This window comes from Paenibacillus sp. GCM10027626 (genome assembly GCF_042676285.1).
Taxonomy (GTDB): Bacteria; Bacillota; Bacilli; order Paenibacillales; family Paenibacillaceae; genus Paenibacillus_Z.
Map to the genome: position 1 here is coordinate 118,743 of NZ_JBHTHC010000006.1, position 15,485 is coordinate 134,227.

General features: G+C 49.7%; 16 protein-coding genes and 1 other annotated feature. Of the genes, 13 read left to right on the forward strand and 3 right to left on the reverse strand.

Annotated elements, in window-relative coordinates; translation table 11 throughout:
* Nucleotides 1–10: 10 nt before the first annotated feature.
* Nucleotides 11–457: a hypothetical protein gene (locus ACFQ0N_RS13655; protein WP_379326892.1), complete on the reverse strand. Its 447-nt coding sequence runs from the start codon at nt 455–457 to the stop codon at nt 11–13.
* The gene (locus ACFQ0N_RS13660; RefSeq protein WP_379326894.1) at nt 432–1,085 is read right to left on the reverse strand and encodes a helix-turn-helix domain-containing protein; all 654 of its coding nucleotides are present in this window, start codon (nt 1,083–1,085) and stop codon (nt 432–434) included. The genes ACFQ0N_RS13655 and ACFQ0N_RS13660 overlap by 26 nt, the downstream gene beginning before the upstream one ends.
* Nucleotides 1,086–1,421: 336 nt before the next feature.
* On the opposite strand from ACFQ0N_RS13660, the gene ACFQ0N_RS13665 reads away from it, so the two are divergent.
* The 8 genes from ACFQ0N_RS13665 (at nt 1,422) to rnhA (ending at nt 6,064) form a co-directional block, all read left to right on the forward strand.
* Entirely contained in the window at nt 1,422–1,739 is a 318-nt protein-coding gene (locus ACFQ0N_RS13665) for a hypothetical protein (RefSeq protein WP_379326896.1), read from the forward strand.
* An 8-nt stretch (nt 1,740–1,747) separates the two neighbouring features.
* On the forward strand, nt 1,748–2,128 hold the full coding sequence (locus ACFQ0N_RS13670; RefSeq protein WP_379326898.1) for a hypothetical protein: 381 nt from the start codon (nt 1,748–1,750) through the stop codon (nt 2,126–2,128).
* Nucleotides 2,129–2,269: 141 nt separating this feature from the next.
* Nucleotides 2,270–2,494: a hypothetical protein gene (locus ACFQ0N_RS13675; protein ID WP_379326900.1), complete on the forward strand. Its 225-nt coding sequence runs from the start codon at nt 2,270–2,272 to the stop codon at nt 2,492–2,494.
* 16 nt (nt 2,495–2,510) lie between these two features.
* Nucleotides 2,511–3,173, forward strand: a complete 663-nt coding sequence (locus ACFQ0N_RS13680; protein WP_379326902.1) for a hypothetical protein — start codon at nt 2,511–2,513, stop codon at nt 3,171–3,173.
* A complete protein-coding gene (locus ACFQ0N_RS13685) occupies nt 3,170–4,372 on the forward strand; it encodes a glutathionylspermidine synthase family protein (protein ID WP_379326904.1) in 1,203 nt (400 codons plus the stop codon). The genes ACFQ0N_RS13680 and ACFQ0N_RS13685 overlap by 4 nt, the downstream gene beginning before the upstream one ends.
* On the forward strand, nt 4,369–4,995 hold the full coding sequence (locus tag ACFQ0N_RS13690) for a signal peptide protein (RefSeq protein ID WP_379326906.1): 627 nt from the start codon (nt 4,369–4,371) through the stop codon (nt 4,993–4,995). Before ACFQ0N_RS13685 ends, ACFQ0N_RS13690 begins: the two co-directional genes overlap by 4 nt.
* The gene (locus ACFQ0N_RS13695) at nt 4,989–5,381 is read left to right on the forward strand and encodes a DUF350 domain-containing protein (protein ID WP_379327309.1); all 393 of its coding nucleotides are present in this window, start codon (nt 4,989–4,991) and stop codon (nt 5,379–5,381) included. The genes ACFQ0N_RS13690 and ACFQ0N_RS13695 overlap by 7 nt, the downstream gene beginning before the upstream one ends.
* A 20-nt stretch (nt 5,382–5,401) precedes the next feature.
* Nucleotides 5,402–6,064, forward strand: coding sequence for a ribonuclease H (gene rnhA, locus ACFQ0N_RS13700; protein WP_379326908.1), 663 nt, complete (start codon nt 5,402–5,404; stop codon nt 6,062–6,064).
* Between the two features lie 168 nt (nt 6,065–6,232).
* On the opposite strand, the gene ACFQ0N_RS13705 is transcribed toward rnhA, so the two are convergent.
* Nucleotides 6,233–7,969 (reverse strand): ABC transporter ATP-binding protein, encoded by a 1,737-nt coding sequence (locus tag ACFQ0N_RS13705; RefSeq protein ID WP_379326910.1) that lies wholly within the window; start codon nt 7,967–7,969, stop codon nt 6,233–6,235.
* A gap of 256 nt (nt 7,970–8,225) precedes the next feature.
* Here ACFQ0N_RS13705 and ACFQ0N_RS13710 point away from each other — a divergent pair, with 256 nt between their 5' ends.
* The 5 genes from ACFQ0N_RS13710 to trpS all read left to right on the forward strand — a co-directional run bounded on the left by ACFQ0N_RS13710 (nt 8,226) and on the right by trpS (nt 15,450).
* Complete coding sequence (locus tag ACFQ0N_RS13710) at nt 8,226–9,671, forward strand: ABC transporter permease (RefSeq protein ID WP_379326912.1); 1,446 nt, start codon at nt 8,226–8,228, stop codon at nt 9,669–9,671.
* A gap of 14 nt (nt 9,672–9,685) precedes the next feature.
* Nucleotides 9,686–11,194, forward strand: coding sequence for an ABC transporter permease (locus ACFQ0N_RS13715; protein ID WP_379326914.1), 1,509 nt, complete (start codon nt 9,686–9,688; stop codon nt 11,192–11,194).
* A gap of 70 nt (nt 11,195–11,264) precedes the next feature.
* Nucleotides 11,265–13,097 (forward strand): ABC transporter substrate-binding protein, encoded by a 1,833-nt coding sequence (locus tag ACFQ0N_RS13720; RefSeq protein WP_379326916.1) that lies wholly within the window; start codon nt 11,265–11,267, stop codon nt 13,095–13,097.
* A 92-nt stretch (nt 13,098–13,189) separates the two neighbouring features.
* Entirely contained in the window at nt 13,190–13,642 is a 453-nt protein-coding gene (locus ACFQ0N_RS13725; RefSeq protein WP_379326918.1) for a hypothetical protein, read from the forward strand.
* 75 nt (nt 13,643–13,717) lie between these two features.
* Nucleotides 13,718–14,033 (forward strand) — a binding site (T-box leader).
* 421 nt (nt 14,034–14,454) lie between these two features.
* Entirely contained in the window at nt 14,455–15,450 is a 996-nt protein-coding gene (gene trpS, locus ACFQ0N_RS13730) for a tryptophan--tRNA ligase (RefSeq protein ID WP_379326920.1), read from the forward strand.
* Nucleotides 15,451–15,485 lie beyond the last annotated feature (35 nt).

Consider the following 15,485-nt stretch of genomic DNA (forward strand, 5'->3'; position numbering starts at 1 on the left):
GTAGTACCCATCATTTTTGAGAACGCCTAACTCGAAGAATGTGCGGTATAACGTGCTGGGAAAGTACTTCGTGGATTGTACATCCTGGCGGACCCTGAACCCGATAACCGTCTTTATCTTCGAGTCCATGAGGCACATGCCAGTGCCAAGGGTCGTACTTTTTGACTTCATCTGGAGCGTCACCCGGATGGTAATGAGCGTGAAATTTCTGAAGTACCTCGCCGTTACCAGCGTGCCAATCATAGTAATACTCTATTAAATTGGTTCCCTCAAATATTTCTTTGCATCGTAGGTAACCATCATAATGATGAAAAGTGATTTTTGCATTCACTTCTCTTCCTTTTTTGTGGTCAAGTTCGTCTTTACGCGTTTCAGAGGCTCTTGCTTCGAGTATTTCACCGTAGATATACTCAAGGTTAGAAAAAGTTGTTTTACTTATGCCAAGAAACTTTTGCACTTGCTAACCTCGCTTTATACGACCACCAAATCGAAGCGTCTGTGTCTTCTTCTGTCAATTCCTTGATAGTCTTATCGCCAAAAACCTCTTCGAATGGTCCGCCGTATTTTTCTTCTAGTTCTTTTATGGAATGCTCCAGATAAGTTATTTCGTCCACTTTTGGCTCTTCATTTTCAGTTTCCCAATTTGCTTTTAACGTAGCAATCGAAACTTGTTTACCGTTCGTAAAAACGACCTCAGCATCTCCCGGAATTCTTGACCACTTTTTCCCTTCTTTTTCAACTCCTATAATTTTACCTTCACGTAGCCAGGTATTAATGGTTTGAGGTGAAACGCCAATGTATTTAGCAACTTCGGTAGTAGAGAATGTCGGGGTGTTATCCCGTGCTGACTCCTCAGAAATGTGCTGTAATAACTTAAAAGCATACTCAACGAGCATTTCTTTATTAAATAAGTCCTCTTCTTTCCATATTTTGCTGTACTTTTCAGCACCCTTAACTGTAAACAACAAATTCTTAACAAGTGCAGCAGTAACGAGCTGGTCCATCTCAACCATCTTCTTCATATATTCGTGAGCAGCAGATCCTGTTAGAATGTTTCTTTCAATCACTGTTGGACGCATAATCATCTCACCTCTCACCTCCATTATACTGATTTTATTTCAATTATTCAATAAACAGAAAGAAAACTGAAAGAAAATTTAAACAGTATTATTGGTTTTTTTATATAAAATATACACATCTTCAAGAAAAAGAACCTTCTCATTGAGGAAGTTCCATTAATTCGCTACTCAGATAACCTATCCAGTATTTCCTCGAAAAGACTTGCGTACACGCAGCTCTCGATTCACCAAGGATATCAAAAGGTGTTATGGTAATATATATAATGCAGCTATGATCGGCTGAAATGTATGCAGTTGGTATTTGAACTGATTGTGGTGTGTGGAGACGGTGGAGGGAAGCACATGAAAAATAATCCGGCGGACAACAACGCGCATCCATCCCCATGCGTGCTGCATGTGGACCGCGCATTAGTACCGTTTCTTATAACGGCTATTGATGCAGCTAAGAAGCGTGGAGCAGAACTGGGCGTGGATGTCAGTAAGTGCTACCTGGAATGCGAGGAGCTTTATAGCAAGGAAGGGAACTTGTATTATTTATTCTGGTTTTACTCAAATGAGCTGGAAGATTGGATGGAAGGCTTTGGGGACGATTTTTTCGATCTTGCTGTAGAGGTCGATGGCACAACAGGAGAAGTGCTTCGTATATACAGAAGCAGGTGATGCAGACAATGAAAAATAAGCTTCGCACCATAACGATTGGCAATCAGCCGTATGTATACCGGCTGTCGATGCATATCATGAATGGAACATGTACCTCACAATTAAAGGTGTTCGCCGAGGATTCCAAGCTTCATCCGCTAATTATTTATATCCGTACATGGGATGATCCGATAGCCGGCTGTCCGCTGCAGACGGGCTTTCTTTTATATAATATGGCGACGGGAACGGAGAGCCTCTATAATTTGAATCATCCGCAGCGGGTACGGGAATGGATTGAGTATGGTGTGATCAATGGATGGGACGGTACGCAGCAAATTGAGATTTTAGATGGCGTTGCAGCTATGCGGGAAATGGGCTACGAAATGGATAAGCTGCTACCGCTTACTTGAAAAGCTGCTGCTGGTAGCTTGTGACGATCGCTTCAATCGGGTACGCAATATTGGGACAATTGTTGCAAAAATCGAAACATTCTTCTTGTTTGGAACGTATGAAAAAGCATTCATGTTTCTAAATTGGAAAGGAGCTGTATTATGGGAGATGAAGTGAAAGTTGTCTTGATTGAGAAGCAATCCGGAGGCGAACTCGTACCAATAGATGAAAGGCTATGGAGCAAAGGGATGTTCAGTGCGCTGGAGCATGCCAATTATTTGACCGTCGACGGCCGGGAATACGAGATGGTAGAAGGCCGCCTGAATGTCGACAATGGCAAACTGGAGCTGCTGGTCGTTGCAGTAACATATGGAAAGCGATTGTAGGACAGGGGGGAGCTTAATGACACACAAGCAAGAGGAGAGCAGAAGCGAAGTCTCTCTGCGCACACTTTTATTTGATAAAGAAGGAAAGCCGCTGCGAGTGCTGTCTACCTCGCTCGGCATCGCTTTGCTTGCCCATGCCCTTCTGGGCGGCGGCGCTGCTGTCAGCGCATCGACAGAAGGAGACGGGGCGGCCGGGCCGAAGCTGCTCGAATGGTCGACTGAAGAAGTGAAAGCCTTCTATGACCCGTCTGCGGACTGGAATCTTCCTTTGTTGGAGCAGGAAGAGGAGACGAGCAGCCCGGCGGGGAGTGGAGCTTCGGGCAGCGGCAGCGGCATGACTGGCGGCACGACTATTGTACATTCCGGCTTCGGCTGGAGCGACCTGCTGCTCTATCATTTGATCTTTAATCGGGGCTCCGCCTATTCATCATCAGGATGGTATGCCGGCAACCGTGCCTATGACGCACGTACAGGTTCACCCTACAAGCCGCAAAAGTATTCGGCCGAATCGTTTCAGAACAAACCGGTTGTCGGTTCCAAGCTTCAGCCCAAGACCGTTAATTCATCCGGGGCGATTACGCGCCGCTCGACTTCATCGTCCAAAGGCGGGATCGGCGGCAAATCCAGCGGTTTTGGATCGTCAGGCTCCAGCAAGAGCTCAGGATGGTTTGGCGGATGAGCAAGGATGCGGTATTCGAGGTTGTCGGCAAGCCGCAGCAGGACCGCGCCGAGCGGGTTAAGGAATTAAGCGGCCTTGGCTTCAGCTGGGCTGATCTGGACGACGATCCGTACTGGATCGATCAGGCAGTAGCGATGCGCGGCGATGTGTATGCGGAGCTGGAGCAGGCTTCCGCCAAGCTGTGGCGCATCTTCGACCGTGCGGCACGCTTTGTCATCGGCCGGCATGATCTTTATGCCATGATTGGCATTCCGGAGCTGCTCTGGGCTACGCTCGATATGCTTGAGCCGGGGGCGGAGGGGCTGCTAAGCCGCTATGCACGGTTTGATTTTGCGATTTCCGCGGAAGGCGACATTAAGCTGCTGGAGCTCAACGCCGATACGCCAACAGGCTATGTAGAGGCTGCGGTCGTGACCCCTTGGCAGTGCGGGCAGTATGGTCTTCACTCTCCTAATGAGGCTATGATGGAGCATGTAGCGGCAGCATGGGGCGAGGAAAGGCCTGACACTGCGGCCTGTGTCTCTTATGGAACGCATCTGGAGGATTCAGGAACAATCGAGATGCTGGCGCGCCATAGCGGCTTGCCGGTCACATGCACGGACTGCCTGGAGCTATGGGTCGATGAAGGAGTGCTGAAGGATGGCGACGACCGGATCATCCGCCGTATGTTCGCCCTGTATCCGAAGGAATGGATGGCGATCGACGATGGCGGCGATGCGCTTGCCTACGCGATGGAGTCCGGCAATTTGGAGCTGTTCAATCCAATTCACGCGATTATTTTGCAATCGAAAGGGCTGCAGGCGCTGATCTGGGGATTGTATGAGCTGGAGCTGCTGTTCGATGCAGAGGAACGCGCTGTCATTGGCCGCTATATGCTGCCAACCTATAACAAAGCCGTGTTTGACGGCAGCTTTGTGTCCAAATCGATGTTCGGCCGCGAGGGCGGTTCAGTCATTATCTACAACGACGAAGGCAAGCAAGTGGAAAAAGATGAAGCAGGCTTCGATACAAGCCGCTTTTTTCCACTCGTTTATCAGCAGCGGGCCGAACTGGCGAAGATTACGCTGGAAGCGGGCGAGTTTCACCTGCTTACCGGCATGTTCGTTATCAACGGCGTGCCTTGCGGGTTATTAGGGCGAGCCGGCGGACTTATTACGGGGAATGCCAGTCATTTTGTAGCAATCGGGGTGAGGAAATGAGCCAATACAGCAGCAACGGTCAGTACGGCAAGCGATTTGTCAAGGTAATGGTCCTTAGTATTGTGACAGGGCTTGTATTGATTATGGGCGCCTGCTCGAATAACCAAGAAGCAGAGCAGACAGTCGGGGTACCGTGGGATTACCGGGTGGAGAAGGCGGTTGTCGGTGAGCTCATTGACGGAGATATGGTTATTTTGCCGGATAATGAGATGCTGCCGAACGATGAAAATTACGCAACAGGCGATACGATATGGACGCTGCAATATATGGGAGCGCAGATGGTTACCGGCAGTGACGGCAAAAATGAAGTGACCCTGACGGCATGGGAGCCAATTAAATCCTTTAAAACGGAGCAAGCGGCGAAAGAAGATATGGATAAGCTGAAAATTCAACTGAATGCAGAGGTTGATCTGGTAGGCGTTTACCAAACAGAGCTGAACGGGAAAAAACGCCAATTCGCTGTGGTGACACTTCCTTCCGGTAATCAGGTGAAGCAGCCGATCGATGAGGAACGCTATCAACAGCTGAAAACCATGAAAAAGGTTAACGTGATGCTAGAAGAGGTGCACGATTTTTCGGATTATGATATGGCATATGCCAAGTTTAAGGGGTGGGCATCTTGATCGTTGTTAATATCTTGATTAGTGTAGCAGTCATTATTTTGCTGCAATTAGCGGGGATGGTTATATTTAACTGGATGACGCCCTACAATGATATGGATGAGCTGAAAAGAGGCAATGCGGCCGTAGGCATCGTGATGGGCGGCAAGTTCATGGCGACGGCAATCGTGCTGGGGGTAGCCGCGTATACGAATACCTCCATTTTGCATATGGTACTGTGGTTCGCAGTAGGTTACGTTTGTTTGATCGCGGCATACTGGATTTTTGAATGGGCAACACCCCGCTTTAAAGTTGCGGAGCAGTTGAAAGAGGGTAATGTTGCTGTCGCTATTATGCTATGTGCGGTATACATTGGCACGAGCTTTGCGATCAGCAGTTTAATTGTGTAATGATGGAGAGGATAAGAGGCATGGCCAAGCAGAAGCATTACGTTGTATGGGTTGGAAAAAAGCCCGGCATTTATACGAGCTGGACAGATTGCCAGCAGCAAGTCAACAAGTTTGCCGGCGCCAAGTTTAAGGCGTTTGATTCCAAAGCGGCGGCCGAAGCGGCATTCAAAGCTGGCTGGAAGCCTTATTGGGGGCAGGGCGAAGCCGCGGGCTCAGGCTCTGCTGTCGCTGGGAAGCCGCAGCAGACGGTACAGCAGACTGGCGACATATCGGATGAAATCGACTACAACAGCATTTCTGTTGATGCGGGAACGCATGGCAACCCGGGTCCGGTCGAATATAGAGGGGTAGATACAAAGACAGGAGAGGTTATTTTCTCCCGCGGGCCGATTGCCAAGGGTACCAATAATTTGGGGGAGTTTCTGGCGCTGGTGCATGCTTTATCTTATTTGAAGAAGACGAACAGCGGCAAAAATGTATACAGCGATTCCGCCAATGCGATCAAATGGGTGAAGCAAAAGGCAGTATCCTCCACATTGGTGCGGGACGAGTCGACGAAGGAAATATGGGATCTGGTTGACCGTTCTGTAGAGTGGCTGCGGGGCAATACATATACGACGAAGATCATGAAGTGGGAAACCCAGAGCTGGGGCGAAATTAAAGCGGACTACGGACGCAAATAATGCTCGGCAGGATGAGCTGAAAAATAAAGAAAACGACCTTTCGAGCTTCAACCTGAAGGGTCGTTTTTCTCATGCGTTTTTTGCTGAAAAATGATCGAGACGGACCGTAGATCCGTTCCGCAGGTCCGTCCGGCTTCAAATTTTCACGGATCGATCGCCAATCCGATCTCAACGTTGCGCAATCGCCACCCAGTGGCCCTTCTTGACCTCCACAAATTCGGAACGCTCCAATCCGTATGGATCGGACTTGGACGCTTCCGCATGTGGCTGCCGTTTCTTCCGTGCTTCCACCTCCGGATCGGGGATGGGAATGGCAGCCAGCAAGGACTTGGTATAATCATGCAGCGGATTGCTATACAGCTCTTCACTTTCGGCGAGTTCCACGATCTTGCCCTTATACATAACGGCTACACGGTCGCTGATATGCTTGACCATCGACAGGTCATGCGCGATGAACAGATAGGTCAGCCCGAGCTGCTGCTGCAAATCCTCAAGCAGCTTGACGATCTGCGCTTGAATCGAAACGTCGAGTGCCGACAACGGCTCGTCGCAGACGATAAATTCCGGCTCCACGGCGAGTGTGCGCGCAATGCCGATGCGCTGGCGCTGCCCGCCGGAAAACTCGTGCGGATAACGCATCGCATGCGAGGCGTTCAGGCCGACCATCTCCAGCAGCTGCTCTACTCGCTTCAGCCGCTCCTGCTTGCTCGAGGCCATGCCGTGAACGTCGAGCGCTTCGCCAATAATGTCGACGATCCGCAGCCGCGGATTTAGCGAGGCATAAGGGTCTTGGAAAATCATGCCCATATGCTTGCGCATTGTCTTCATCTCGGAACGGTTAAGCTGCTGAAGCGGGATGCCCTTGAACAGCACCTCGCCGCCCGTCGCTTCGTTCAAGCGCAGTATGGCGCGCCCGGTCGTTGACTTGCCGCTGCCGGATTCCCCGACGACGCCGAGCGTTTCGCCTGCATGGATGTCAAAGCTGACATCGTTGACCGCTTTAATCAGCTGTCCTTTGCCCAAATCAAAATATTGCTTCAACGACCGCACCTGCAGCAGCGGTACATCGTCCTTGTCGCGGACAAAGGCAGCTGGAGGCTTGGGCTTTTTCTTCTCATCGAGCCGCGGCAAAGCATTCAGCAGCTTGATCGTGTAAGGATGCTGCGGATTGGCAAAGATTTGCTCGGTCGTACCGGTCTCAACAATTTCGCCGTCCTTCATGACGACGACACGATCACACATGCCGGCAACGACTCCGAGATCATGGGTAATTAAAATGATCGATGTCCCGAGCTGCTCCTGCAATTCCTTCATTTGACCGAGAATTTGCGCTTGAATAGTCACGTCCAGCGCCGTCGTAGGCTCGTCCGCAATTAGCAGCGACGGACGGCAGGCCAGCGCGATGGCAATCATGACGCGTTGGCGCATGCCGCCGGAAAACTCATGCGGATACTGCTCATAGCGCGCTTCACTATTTGGAATGCCGACCATCTTGAGCATTTCAATCGCTTCTGCACGCGCCTGCTGCTTGCTTAAGTTTCGGTGTTTGATTAGGCTTTCGGCAATTTGTCTGCCGATCCGCATCGTCGGGTTGAGCGAAGACATCGGATCTTGGAAAATCATCCCGATTTCCTTGCCCCTTATATGTTCCATCTCTCGATCAGATTTATATGCCAAATTTTCCCCTTGAAAAAGCACCTCGCCATGCTTCACCATGGAAGGGGGCGAGGGGAGGAGGCGCATGATCGTACGGGCGGTGACGCTTTTGCCGCTGCCGGATTCGCCAACGATGCCAAGCGTCTCACCTTTGCGCACCTCAAAGCTGACATTGCGCACGGCTTCTACCTCTTTGTCGCGAGAAAAGAAAGAGACTGATAAATTCTTCACTTCTAATAATGTAGTCATATCGTCACCTGTATTCAGAATTTTTCAGTAACGGTTGCGAGCATACTAAATGATAAGCAATAATATCTTCGTTACGCTCGGGCTAAGCATATATCTCTAGCCTATTATATATTGTATAATGAATTAAGTACCGCACTTATTTTTAGGATATTGACTTTTTTTATTCTGTAAAATAAAATCTACTATACTGATCGGAATTATGCAAATTAAAATTAGTTGGACACTTTCTTATATTTAAACAAAGGGGCGGAAAGCTTTGATTGGGCATGCAACTGTACCGCGTAATGGCTTTGTTGACCGCATTGCCGCCATATACAGCAAGATTTTGCTTCATCCGACGTATCGCTTTTTACTGTTGCTGCTAGGGGCGCCGGTGACGATCATCGTATTTTGCTTCTACCGCTATCGTCAATCGAAAGCCGGGTACCACCTGCTAGTGGAGAAGGAACGGTCCAAGCTTCTGGAATCGGGCATTCGGGACCGCCTTTTAAGCGAGACTAGAGATCAGTTGCAGCGCAAGCACCGTTTTTTTGAACAGAAGGTCAGTCCGGGACAGCTGGAGCAAGAAGTGGAACGAATCACTTCCCGAAAATTTGAGGAGCTGCTTCGCCAGCGAATGAAGGAGCTTGTAGCCGAGAACAAGAGCGGGGTCAAAGTGACATTTGGCGATACTTACCACGCGCTGGCGGCCAATCCGGTATTTTTTGCGATCTCGCTGTTTATTGGACTGCCGATGTACATTTTGATGGCTGTTTATGCCAATCCTTATTGGAAATATATTGTGGAACGGCTCGTGATGGCAATTTTCGTCATTTTTGGCGTTGCATTTTTCGTCTTCACCATACTATATATTTCTCCGATGGATCCAGCTAGGAATTTGCTGGGCGAGACGGCAACCAAGGAACAGATTGCGGCTTTCAATCATTTGTACGGATTGGATCAGCCTTATCTGACTCAGTTATGGAACAGCTTGAAAGGAATTTTAACCTTTGACCTGGGAAAATCCTTTTCCGGCAATGAAAATGTGACGGTAGCCATCGCCAATAAATTTCCGGTTACACTCACATTAACGGTGATTTCGACTGTGGTGGCCATTATCATTGCACTTCCGATCGGTATTATATCGGCAACGCGGCCCAACTCTTTTTTCGATTATACGTTCATGTTTATTGCACTTCTTGGGTTGTCGATCCCGAATTTCTGGCAAGGGCTGATTTTTATATTGAACTTCTCCATCAAGCTGCCATGGCTGCCGGCGACCTATAGTCCGGGCAATTGGCTTTCGGCCATTATGCCGATTATCGTACTGGGAACAGGGCTTACCGCTGCCGTTGCGCGGATGACCCGCTCATCGACGCTTGAGGTCATTCATGAGGATTACATTACGACAGCCAAGGCGAAAGGACTTTCACGCCGCCATGTTTTGTGGAAGCATGCGGTCAGCAATGCCTTAATTCCGATCTTGACGGTCATCGGCTTGCAGTTCGGCGGCATGCTGGGCGGCGCTGCCGTTACGGAAAAAGTGTTCAACATTAGCGGTATCGGCAGCTACATTGTTGACAAGCAGTTCATTCCTGACATTCCAAGCATTATGGCTGGCGTTGTCTATACGGCAATCACGATTTCGATCGTAAACGTCATTGTTGACTTGCTCTATGCTTTCTTTGATCCAAGAATTCGTTCGAAAATGAAACAATACTAAAGCGGGTGCTGACTGTGAAGAGTTCTTCAATCACCAAGCAAGAGGTGCAATTCCGGCTGAAGTCGTGTCCTGAGTATGCACAAGCAAGCTTTGCCGGCATCGTTACGCTGCTGCTCGCGGTTGTGCTGCTGCTGAACAGCTACGCGCCTGATACGGGCGGATTTCATGGTACCGGCCTTCTGTTCAGCATCGCTTACTTCGTCTTTGCGCTGCTGCAGTTCGGGGTATGGGCGCTAATCCGCCGCGATCTGCTTCAGCACGGCGAGCTCAGGAAGCCGACCCGGGCGCTGGGCTATGTGCTGATGCTGAGCTTGCTGACAGCCAATGTATTTATCGCTACAGCCGCGTTCCAGCTCGTCAAGCGGAGGAAAAACGCCGCCTACACACTTGCTGTATATGCCTGGCTAACGACAGTGCTGGTTTTCGGCTTATCGGGATTAAATTTGTTTAAGCCTTATGTGGCGAACGGATTTTTGCTTGGCATGGGTCTATTGCTGATCATCATTGTGCTCCAGCTTGCTGCCCTGCTGCTGGTCGCCAAATATGCCGACAGAACCGTGCTGCCGCGCTGGATGGGACTGCTGGCCGGAATCCTTATCCTGACGGCTTTAACAGGCAATTTGTTTGCTTTGTTCCTGGGGCTGCTGCTTATATCGAGACTGCGGGACAAAGATTTTACATCGGGCTCCAAGCTCGGTGAAGTCGTGGAGCGGCTATCGCGCAGCTCTACCTCAATGCTTGGCCTGCTCTTTATTTTATTTTTACTGACCGTTTCGATTACCAGTTATTTGACATTTGATTATGGCATGGCCATAGACAATAATTATAGCTTGATCCTGCAGCCGCCAAGTCTGGAGTATCCGCTTGGCACGGATAATTTTGGGCGGGACTTGTTCTCCCGCATTGTATTCGGTGCCAGGATTTCACTAGTAGTCGGTATATTGTCCACCTTGATTCCGGTAATAATCGGCGGAATTTTAGGGGCGGTAGCTGGTTACTACGGGCGGCAGACGGACAATGTAATTATGAGGATATTGGACATCCTGTTCGCAGTTCCCGGCATTTTGCTCGCGATTGCCATCATTGCCGCGTTTGGTGCCAGTACAGTCAATCTGATATTGGCGCTCAGCGTCGGGTCGATCCCTACGTATGCACGGACGATGCGGGCAAATGTGCTGCTCGTATCACAGCTGGAGTATGTACAAGCCGCCCGCGCCTTTGGCTCGAGTGACCGGACCATATTGTTCAAGCATATTGTGCCCAATTCGCTTGCGCCGATGATTGTGAAATCGACGCTGACGATCGGCACAGCTGTCATTTCGACGAGCAGCTTGAGCTATCTGGGATTAGGGGTAGAACCGCATATTCCGGAATGGGGCAATATTTTGAAGCTGGGCAGTGCATTCCTTGAAACGCATGCTTATACAGCGATTTATCCGGGATTGGCGATTATCGCGCTCGTATTGTCCTTCAACTTTTTGGGGGACGGCTTGCGGGATGCGCTTGATCCCAAGTTGGATTAGGTTATTATCGCACTTTTTAGCTCTGACCGGCTAACGAGGGCGAATGACAATAAAGTTTGGAGGGTCTACCATGAAAGGAAAAGGTAAATTTGCTGCGCTGTTACTTCTAAGTTTTGCTATTATGCTTAGCGGCTGCAAAGTGACGACTAAAGATGAGGCTTCCAATGTTCCGAAGCCGAATGAAGGAACAAAAGAAGTAACAGACACAGGTGCTGTCGATATTGAATTGCTCGGCATGAGCAGCAGCGAGGACGATATGAACATCGTTCGCGACCAGTTGAAAAAGAATGGCTTCAATGTCAAGCTGAATATGCAGCCTGACTATGGCAGCTTCAAGGCGCAAGAGGATGCAGGAAACTTTGATATTTCCCTGTCGGGCTGGACAACGGTAACGGGCAACCCGGACTATGCGGTTCGATCTTTGTTCAAGACAGGCGGCGATTACAGCATCCTGTCCGATCCGGAAATTGATGCCCTGATCGACAAAGCCGGTTCGCAAACGCCGGAAGAGTTCAAAGAAACGTACAAGCAGTTCGAGCAGCAGCTCGTATTCGACAAAGCTTATATTGCACCGCTCTACCGTTCACAGAAGGCACAAGCACTGAATAAGGAAGTATTGAATCAAGATACGGTGCGTATCTCCAAATCCCGTTCCCTGCCATGGGAAGAGGTCGATTTCAACGATACGTCCAAACGCAGCAAAGAGCCGTTGATTCTGCAATCGACAATGCCTGTATTGACGTCGCTTGACCCGATCAAAGGCAATGACGGCTCGATTAATATGATCAACACGAATATGTATGTGCGTCTTGTTAACCTGACGGATGACGACGTTGTTACATCCGAAGGCTCCCTGTCGCTGAATCATGCGATTGCTGACGGCAATTCTGACTATTACTTTATTTTGCGTGATGATATTAATTTTGCGAATGTGAAAGATAAAAAGGCTGTAGATTCCGGTGATCGCGTAGGCGGGGAAGACGTTATTTTCTCCCTTGACCGGGCAAAAGATAAAAACTCCGTTCCGGATCATCGTACTTTTACATTGCATGAGCATATTAAAAATGTTGAGCTTGTCACGGATGTCGCGGCTCTGGATTCCGTCAAAGTGTCCGGCAGCGGCGATACGGTGAAAGCAGCTTTGGAAAAAGGGCTGGATACTAAAATTTCCGGGCTGGTCGCTGACAAAAATCAAGTAAGCAACAAAGACGGCAAATATCAAGTCGTCAAGCTGACAACGACTGAGCCATTCCCGCAAGTGCTGAACTACCTGGCGCACCAATCCGCAGGGATCGTGTCCAAGAAGCAAGTAGAAAGCATCAACACTTATGATGTAGCGAAATTCGATGTGAACAAGGACATTCCTTACGGCGACCAAAACACAGTAACTGAGGGCGCATCGTACAACAATACGCTTGCTACAAGCGGTCCGTACATTTTGTCCTACAAGAACGATTATGAAGCTGTATTCTATAAAAACCCTGGCTATATGAAGGGTACGAAGCATGAGCCGCTTATTGAGACGATCAAGGTCCGCTTTATTAAAGACGCAGACAGCAGCTTGTCCGCATTGCGCAGCGGCGAAATCCATCTGTTCTACGGCTTGGCCGAAAATAAATATGATGTGGTGAAAGGCGATAGCAAGCTGGCGCTTCAAACAATTCCAAGCAACGCTGTGTCCTATCTGTTGTTCAATACAGGCAACCGGCCGGTCGCGAAAAGCGCCGATCTGAGAAAAGCAGTGCTGTACTCCATCAATCAGGATGAAATTTTGGCTTACTACGGCGGCAACAAGTTTAAGGCAACCTCCACACTTAGCCCGCTGGTCGATACTGGACTGGAATTGAAAGCCGATCCTGCCAAAGTAAAAGAGTTTTTGAACGCTTATAAAGCAAGCAAGTAACAGGACAAGAGACTGAAGACCAGCGGCGGGATGGCGGCTAAACCGTGGATCGCCGCTGGCTTTTCCCTACAAGAAGAGGAGAGAAGAACATCATGACGAAGCAGAAAGCAAGCTTGTCTCAATGGGATGCTTTAATGCTGGAGTCGCTCAAGGCATACGGCTGGTCGGAGGAGGAGCTAATTGCCAACGCCCGTTCCGGGAAATTGCCTAAAGACGAGAGCAAGTTCCAATTTGAATACTCGCCTTTAGTCGCACTTGCCAACGAGGAGCCGGAAACGTTTGAGCGTGCCGTCCGTGAGGGATACCAGATCAAGTACAATACGATCGGCGGGATCCGCAGCTGGATTTTGGTTGCTCTGCAGCTGGAAGCCGAGCTCCATCTGGAGCCGGGGGAAGAGCGGGTTAGCGCAGAGCTGACACGAGCCGAGACTGAGCGGTTGCAAGCGGTGCTGTCATTTGGCTGGCAGATCGTTGCGGAAGACGCTGGCGCAGTGGCAAGCGATTCGGCGAAGGCCCGCTATCGCATTGAACCGGCTCAGCGCTAATGCTGCGGCACAAACACGATAAAGAAGATTGACCGCATTTGTTTGCTGTAGTATGATGACTGATAACATAACCGATTAACAACATGGAAGAAGGGTAAGTAGACATACGAATGTGAGCTTGCAGAGAGCCGGTGGTTGCTGTGAACCGGTGTTCGCGCGTATGATCGAATGGCCTTCCGAGTTGCTTTTCCGAACCGCCTGTGTGAGGCGCAGTAGGGAAATGCCGGGCATCCTGCCGTTACCAAGGGGACAGTATCGAGACTTAGACTGACTGCTTGCGCAAGTCTCCGCACTGTGTTGAGAGGATCAGAACAGGCGACTGCCAGCTTCGCTGGCTGCAGCTCTTCTGATCAATTAAGGTGGTACCACGAACGACAACTTCGTCCTTATTCAGGGCGGAGTTTTTTTGTTTTTTAATTTTATAGAATTTGTAAGTTTCACTCGATAAAAAATCTGGGCTAGTGTGGCCTAATCTAACGGATGTCACGGCCGCTATTTGCGAAAATTGGACCGATTTGAAATTGTAACGGAACTGTGCGCCGCTATTGGATGATAATGAGCCTGAATTCACAAGAAAACGTCTAATTAAGGTCGCTCAGATCCGTTAGCTTTCAAAAAGAGGGGTTATTGGCGAAATAAGGTCCATGGCTTCCGTTAGAAAAAACGCTTTGCGGCTTGCCCTTTCCGCGCCAAGGACGGCGTCAGCCGTTTCTTATTAAAGGAGGTGATGGCCATGGAGGATGGCTGGTGGTGGCGATGTCAGGCGCATGAGATATGCAAAATCATTCAAAAACATACCAGGAGGAATTTAGATGATTACAGAACGCGTGTTAACCGGGGATCGGGTTACCGGCAAGCTTCATCTTGGCCATTACGTCGGGAGCTTGCAAAACCGGGTCGCTTTGCAGGATCAATATGAAACCTTTGTGCTGCTGGCAGACATACAGGCATTAACGACTCATTTTGAACAGCCGGGCTTGATCCGCCATCATTTGCGGGAGGTGGTTCTCGATTATTTGGCAGCAGGTATTGATCCGGCCAAGTCGACGATCTTCGTCCAATCGATGGTTCCGGAAATTGCCGAACTGACCGTGCTTTTTTCCATGTTTGTCACGGTCAATCTTTTGCGTCATAATCCGACGGTCAAGGAAGAGTCGAAGAGCAGCAGCCTGGATGAAATGTATTACGGCTTTCTTGGCTATCCGGTCAGTCAGGCCGCTGACATTACCTTTTGCAAAGCGACGATAGTGCCGGTCGGCGACGATCAGCTGCCGCATTTGGAGCTGACGCGCAAAATCGTGCGCCGCTTCAATGAGCTGTATCAGCCGGTTTTGGTGGAGCCCCAGGCGCTGATCAGCGATATGCCAAGGCTTGTCGGGACAGACGGAAATGCGAAGATGAGCAAGAGCCGCGGCAACGCGATTGCGCTCGATTCCTCGACAGAGGAAATTGCCTTTAAAATAAAGCGGGCGACGACCGATCCGGCGCGCGTGCATAAGACCGATCCGGGCCACCCGGATATTTGTCCGATCTATGCTTATCACTGCGCTTTCCGTTCGAAGGACGAAGCGGCGGAAATTCGCGAGGGCTGCACGGCAGGAACGATGGGATGCGTGGCCTGTAAAAGCCAAATAACCGCAGCGCTGGAGGAGCTTATTACACCGATGAGGGAGCGCCGGGCGGGCTATGCGGCGAAGCCGCAGCTGGTCGATGAGATCATTATGACCGGAACGGAACGGGCCCGTTCGATCGCGCGGCAGACGATGAATGAGGTGCGGGAAGCGATGAGCTTGAATTATTTTGGCTGAACATTACGAGACAGAAATTTGGCATGGCAAGCAAA

Excerpts from the sequence above, each read along its gene's own strand:
- ACFQ0N_RS13660 (WP_379326894.1), bottom strand. The coding sequence starts at position 1,085 with ATGATTATGCGTCCAACAGTGATTGAAAGAAACATTCTAACAGGATCT.
- ACFQ0N_RS13665 (WP_379326896.1), top strand. The coding sequence starts at position 1,422 with ATGAAAAATAATCCGGCGGACAACAACGCGCATCCATCCCCATGCGTG.
- ACFQ0N_RS13670 (WP_379326898.1), top strand. The coding sequence starts at position 1,748 with ATGAAAAATAAGCTTCGCACCATAACGATTGGCAATCAGCCGTATGTA.
- ACFQ0N_RS13675 (WP_379326900.1), top strand. The coding sequence starts at position 2,270 with ATGGGAGATGAAGTGAAAGTTGTCTTGATTGAGAAGCAATCCGGAGGC.
- ACFQ0N_RS13680 (WP_379326902.1), top strand. The coding sequence starts at position 2,511 with ATGACACACAAGCAAGAGGAGAGCAGAAGCGAAGTCTCTCTGCGCACA.
- ACFQ0N_RS13685 (WP_379326904.1), top strand. The coding sequence starts at position 3,170 with ATGAGCAAGGATGCGGTATTCGAGGTTGTCGGCAAGCCGCAGCAGGAC.
- ACFQ0N_RS13690 (WP_379326906.1), top strand. The coding sequence starts at position 4,369 with ATGAGCCAATACAGCAGCAACGGTCAGTACGGCAAGCGATTTGTCAAG.
- rnhA (WP_379326908.1), top strand. The coding sequence starts at position 5,402 with ATGGCCAAGCAGAAGCATTACGTTGTATGGGTTGGAAAAAAGCCCGGC.
- ACFQ0N_RS13705 (WP_379326910.1), bottom strand. The coding sequence starts at position 7,969 with ATGACTACATTATTAGAAGTGAAGAATTTATCAGTCTCTTTCTTTTCT.
- ACFQ0N_RS13720 (WP_379326916.1), top strand. The coding sequence starts at position 11,265 with ATGAAAGGAAAAGGTAAATTTGCTGCGCTGTTACTTCTAAGTTTTGCT.
- ACFQ0N_RS13725 (WP_379326918.1), top strand. The coding sequence starts at position 13,190 with ATGACGAAGCAGAAAGCAAGCTTGTCTCAATGGGATGCTTTAATGCTG.
- trpS (WP_379326920.1), top strand. The coding sequence starts at position 14,455 with ATGATTACAGAACGCGTGTTAACCGGGGATCGGGTTACCGGCAAGCTT.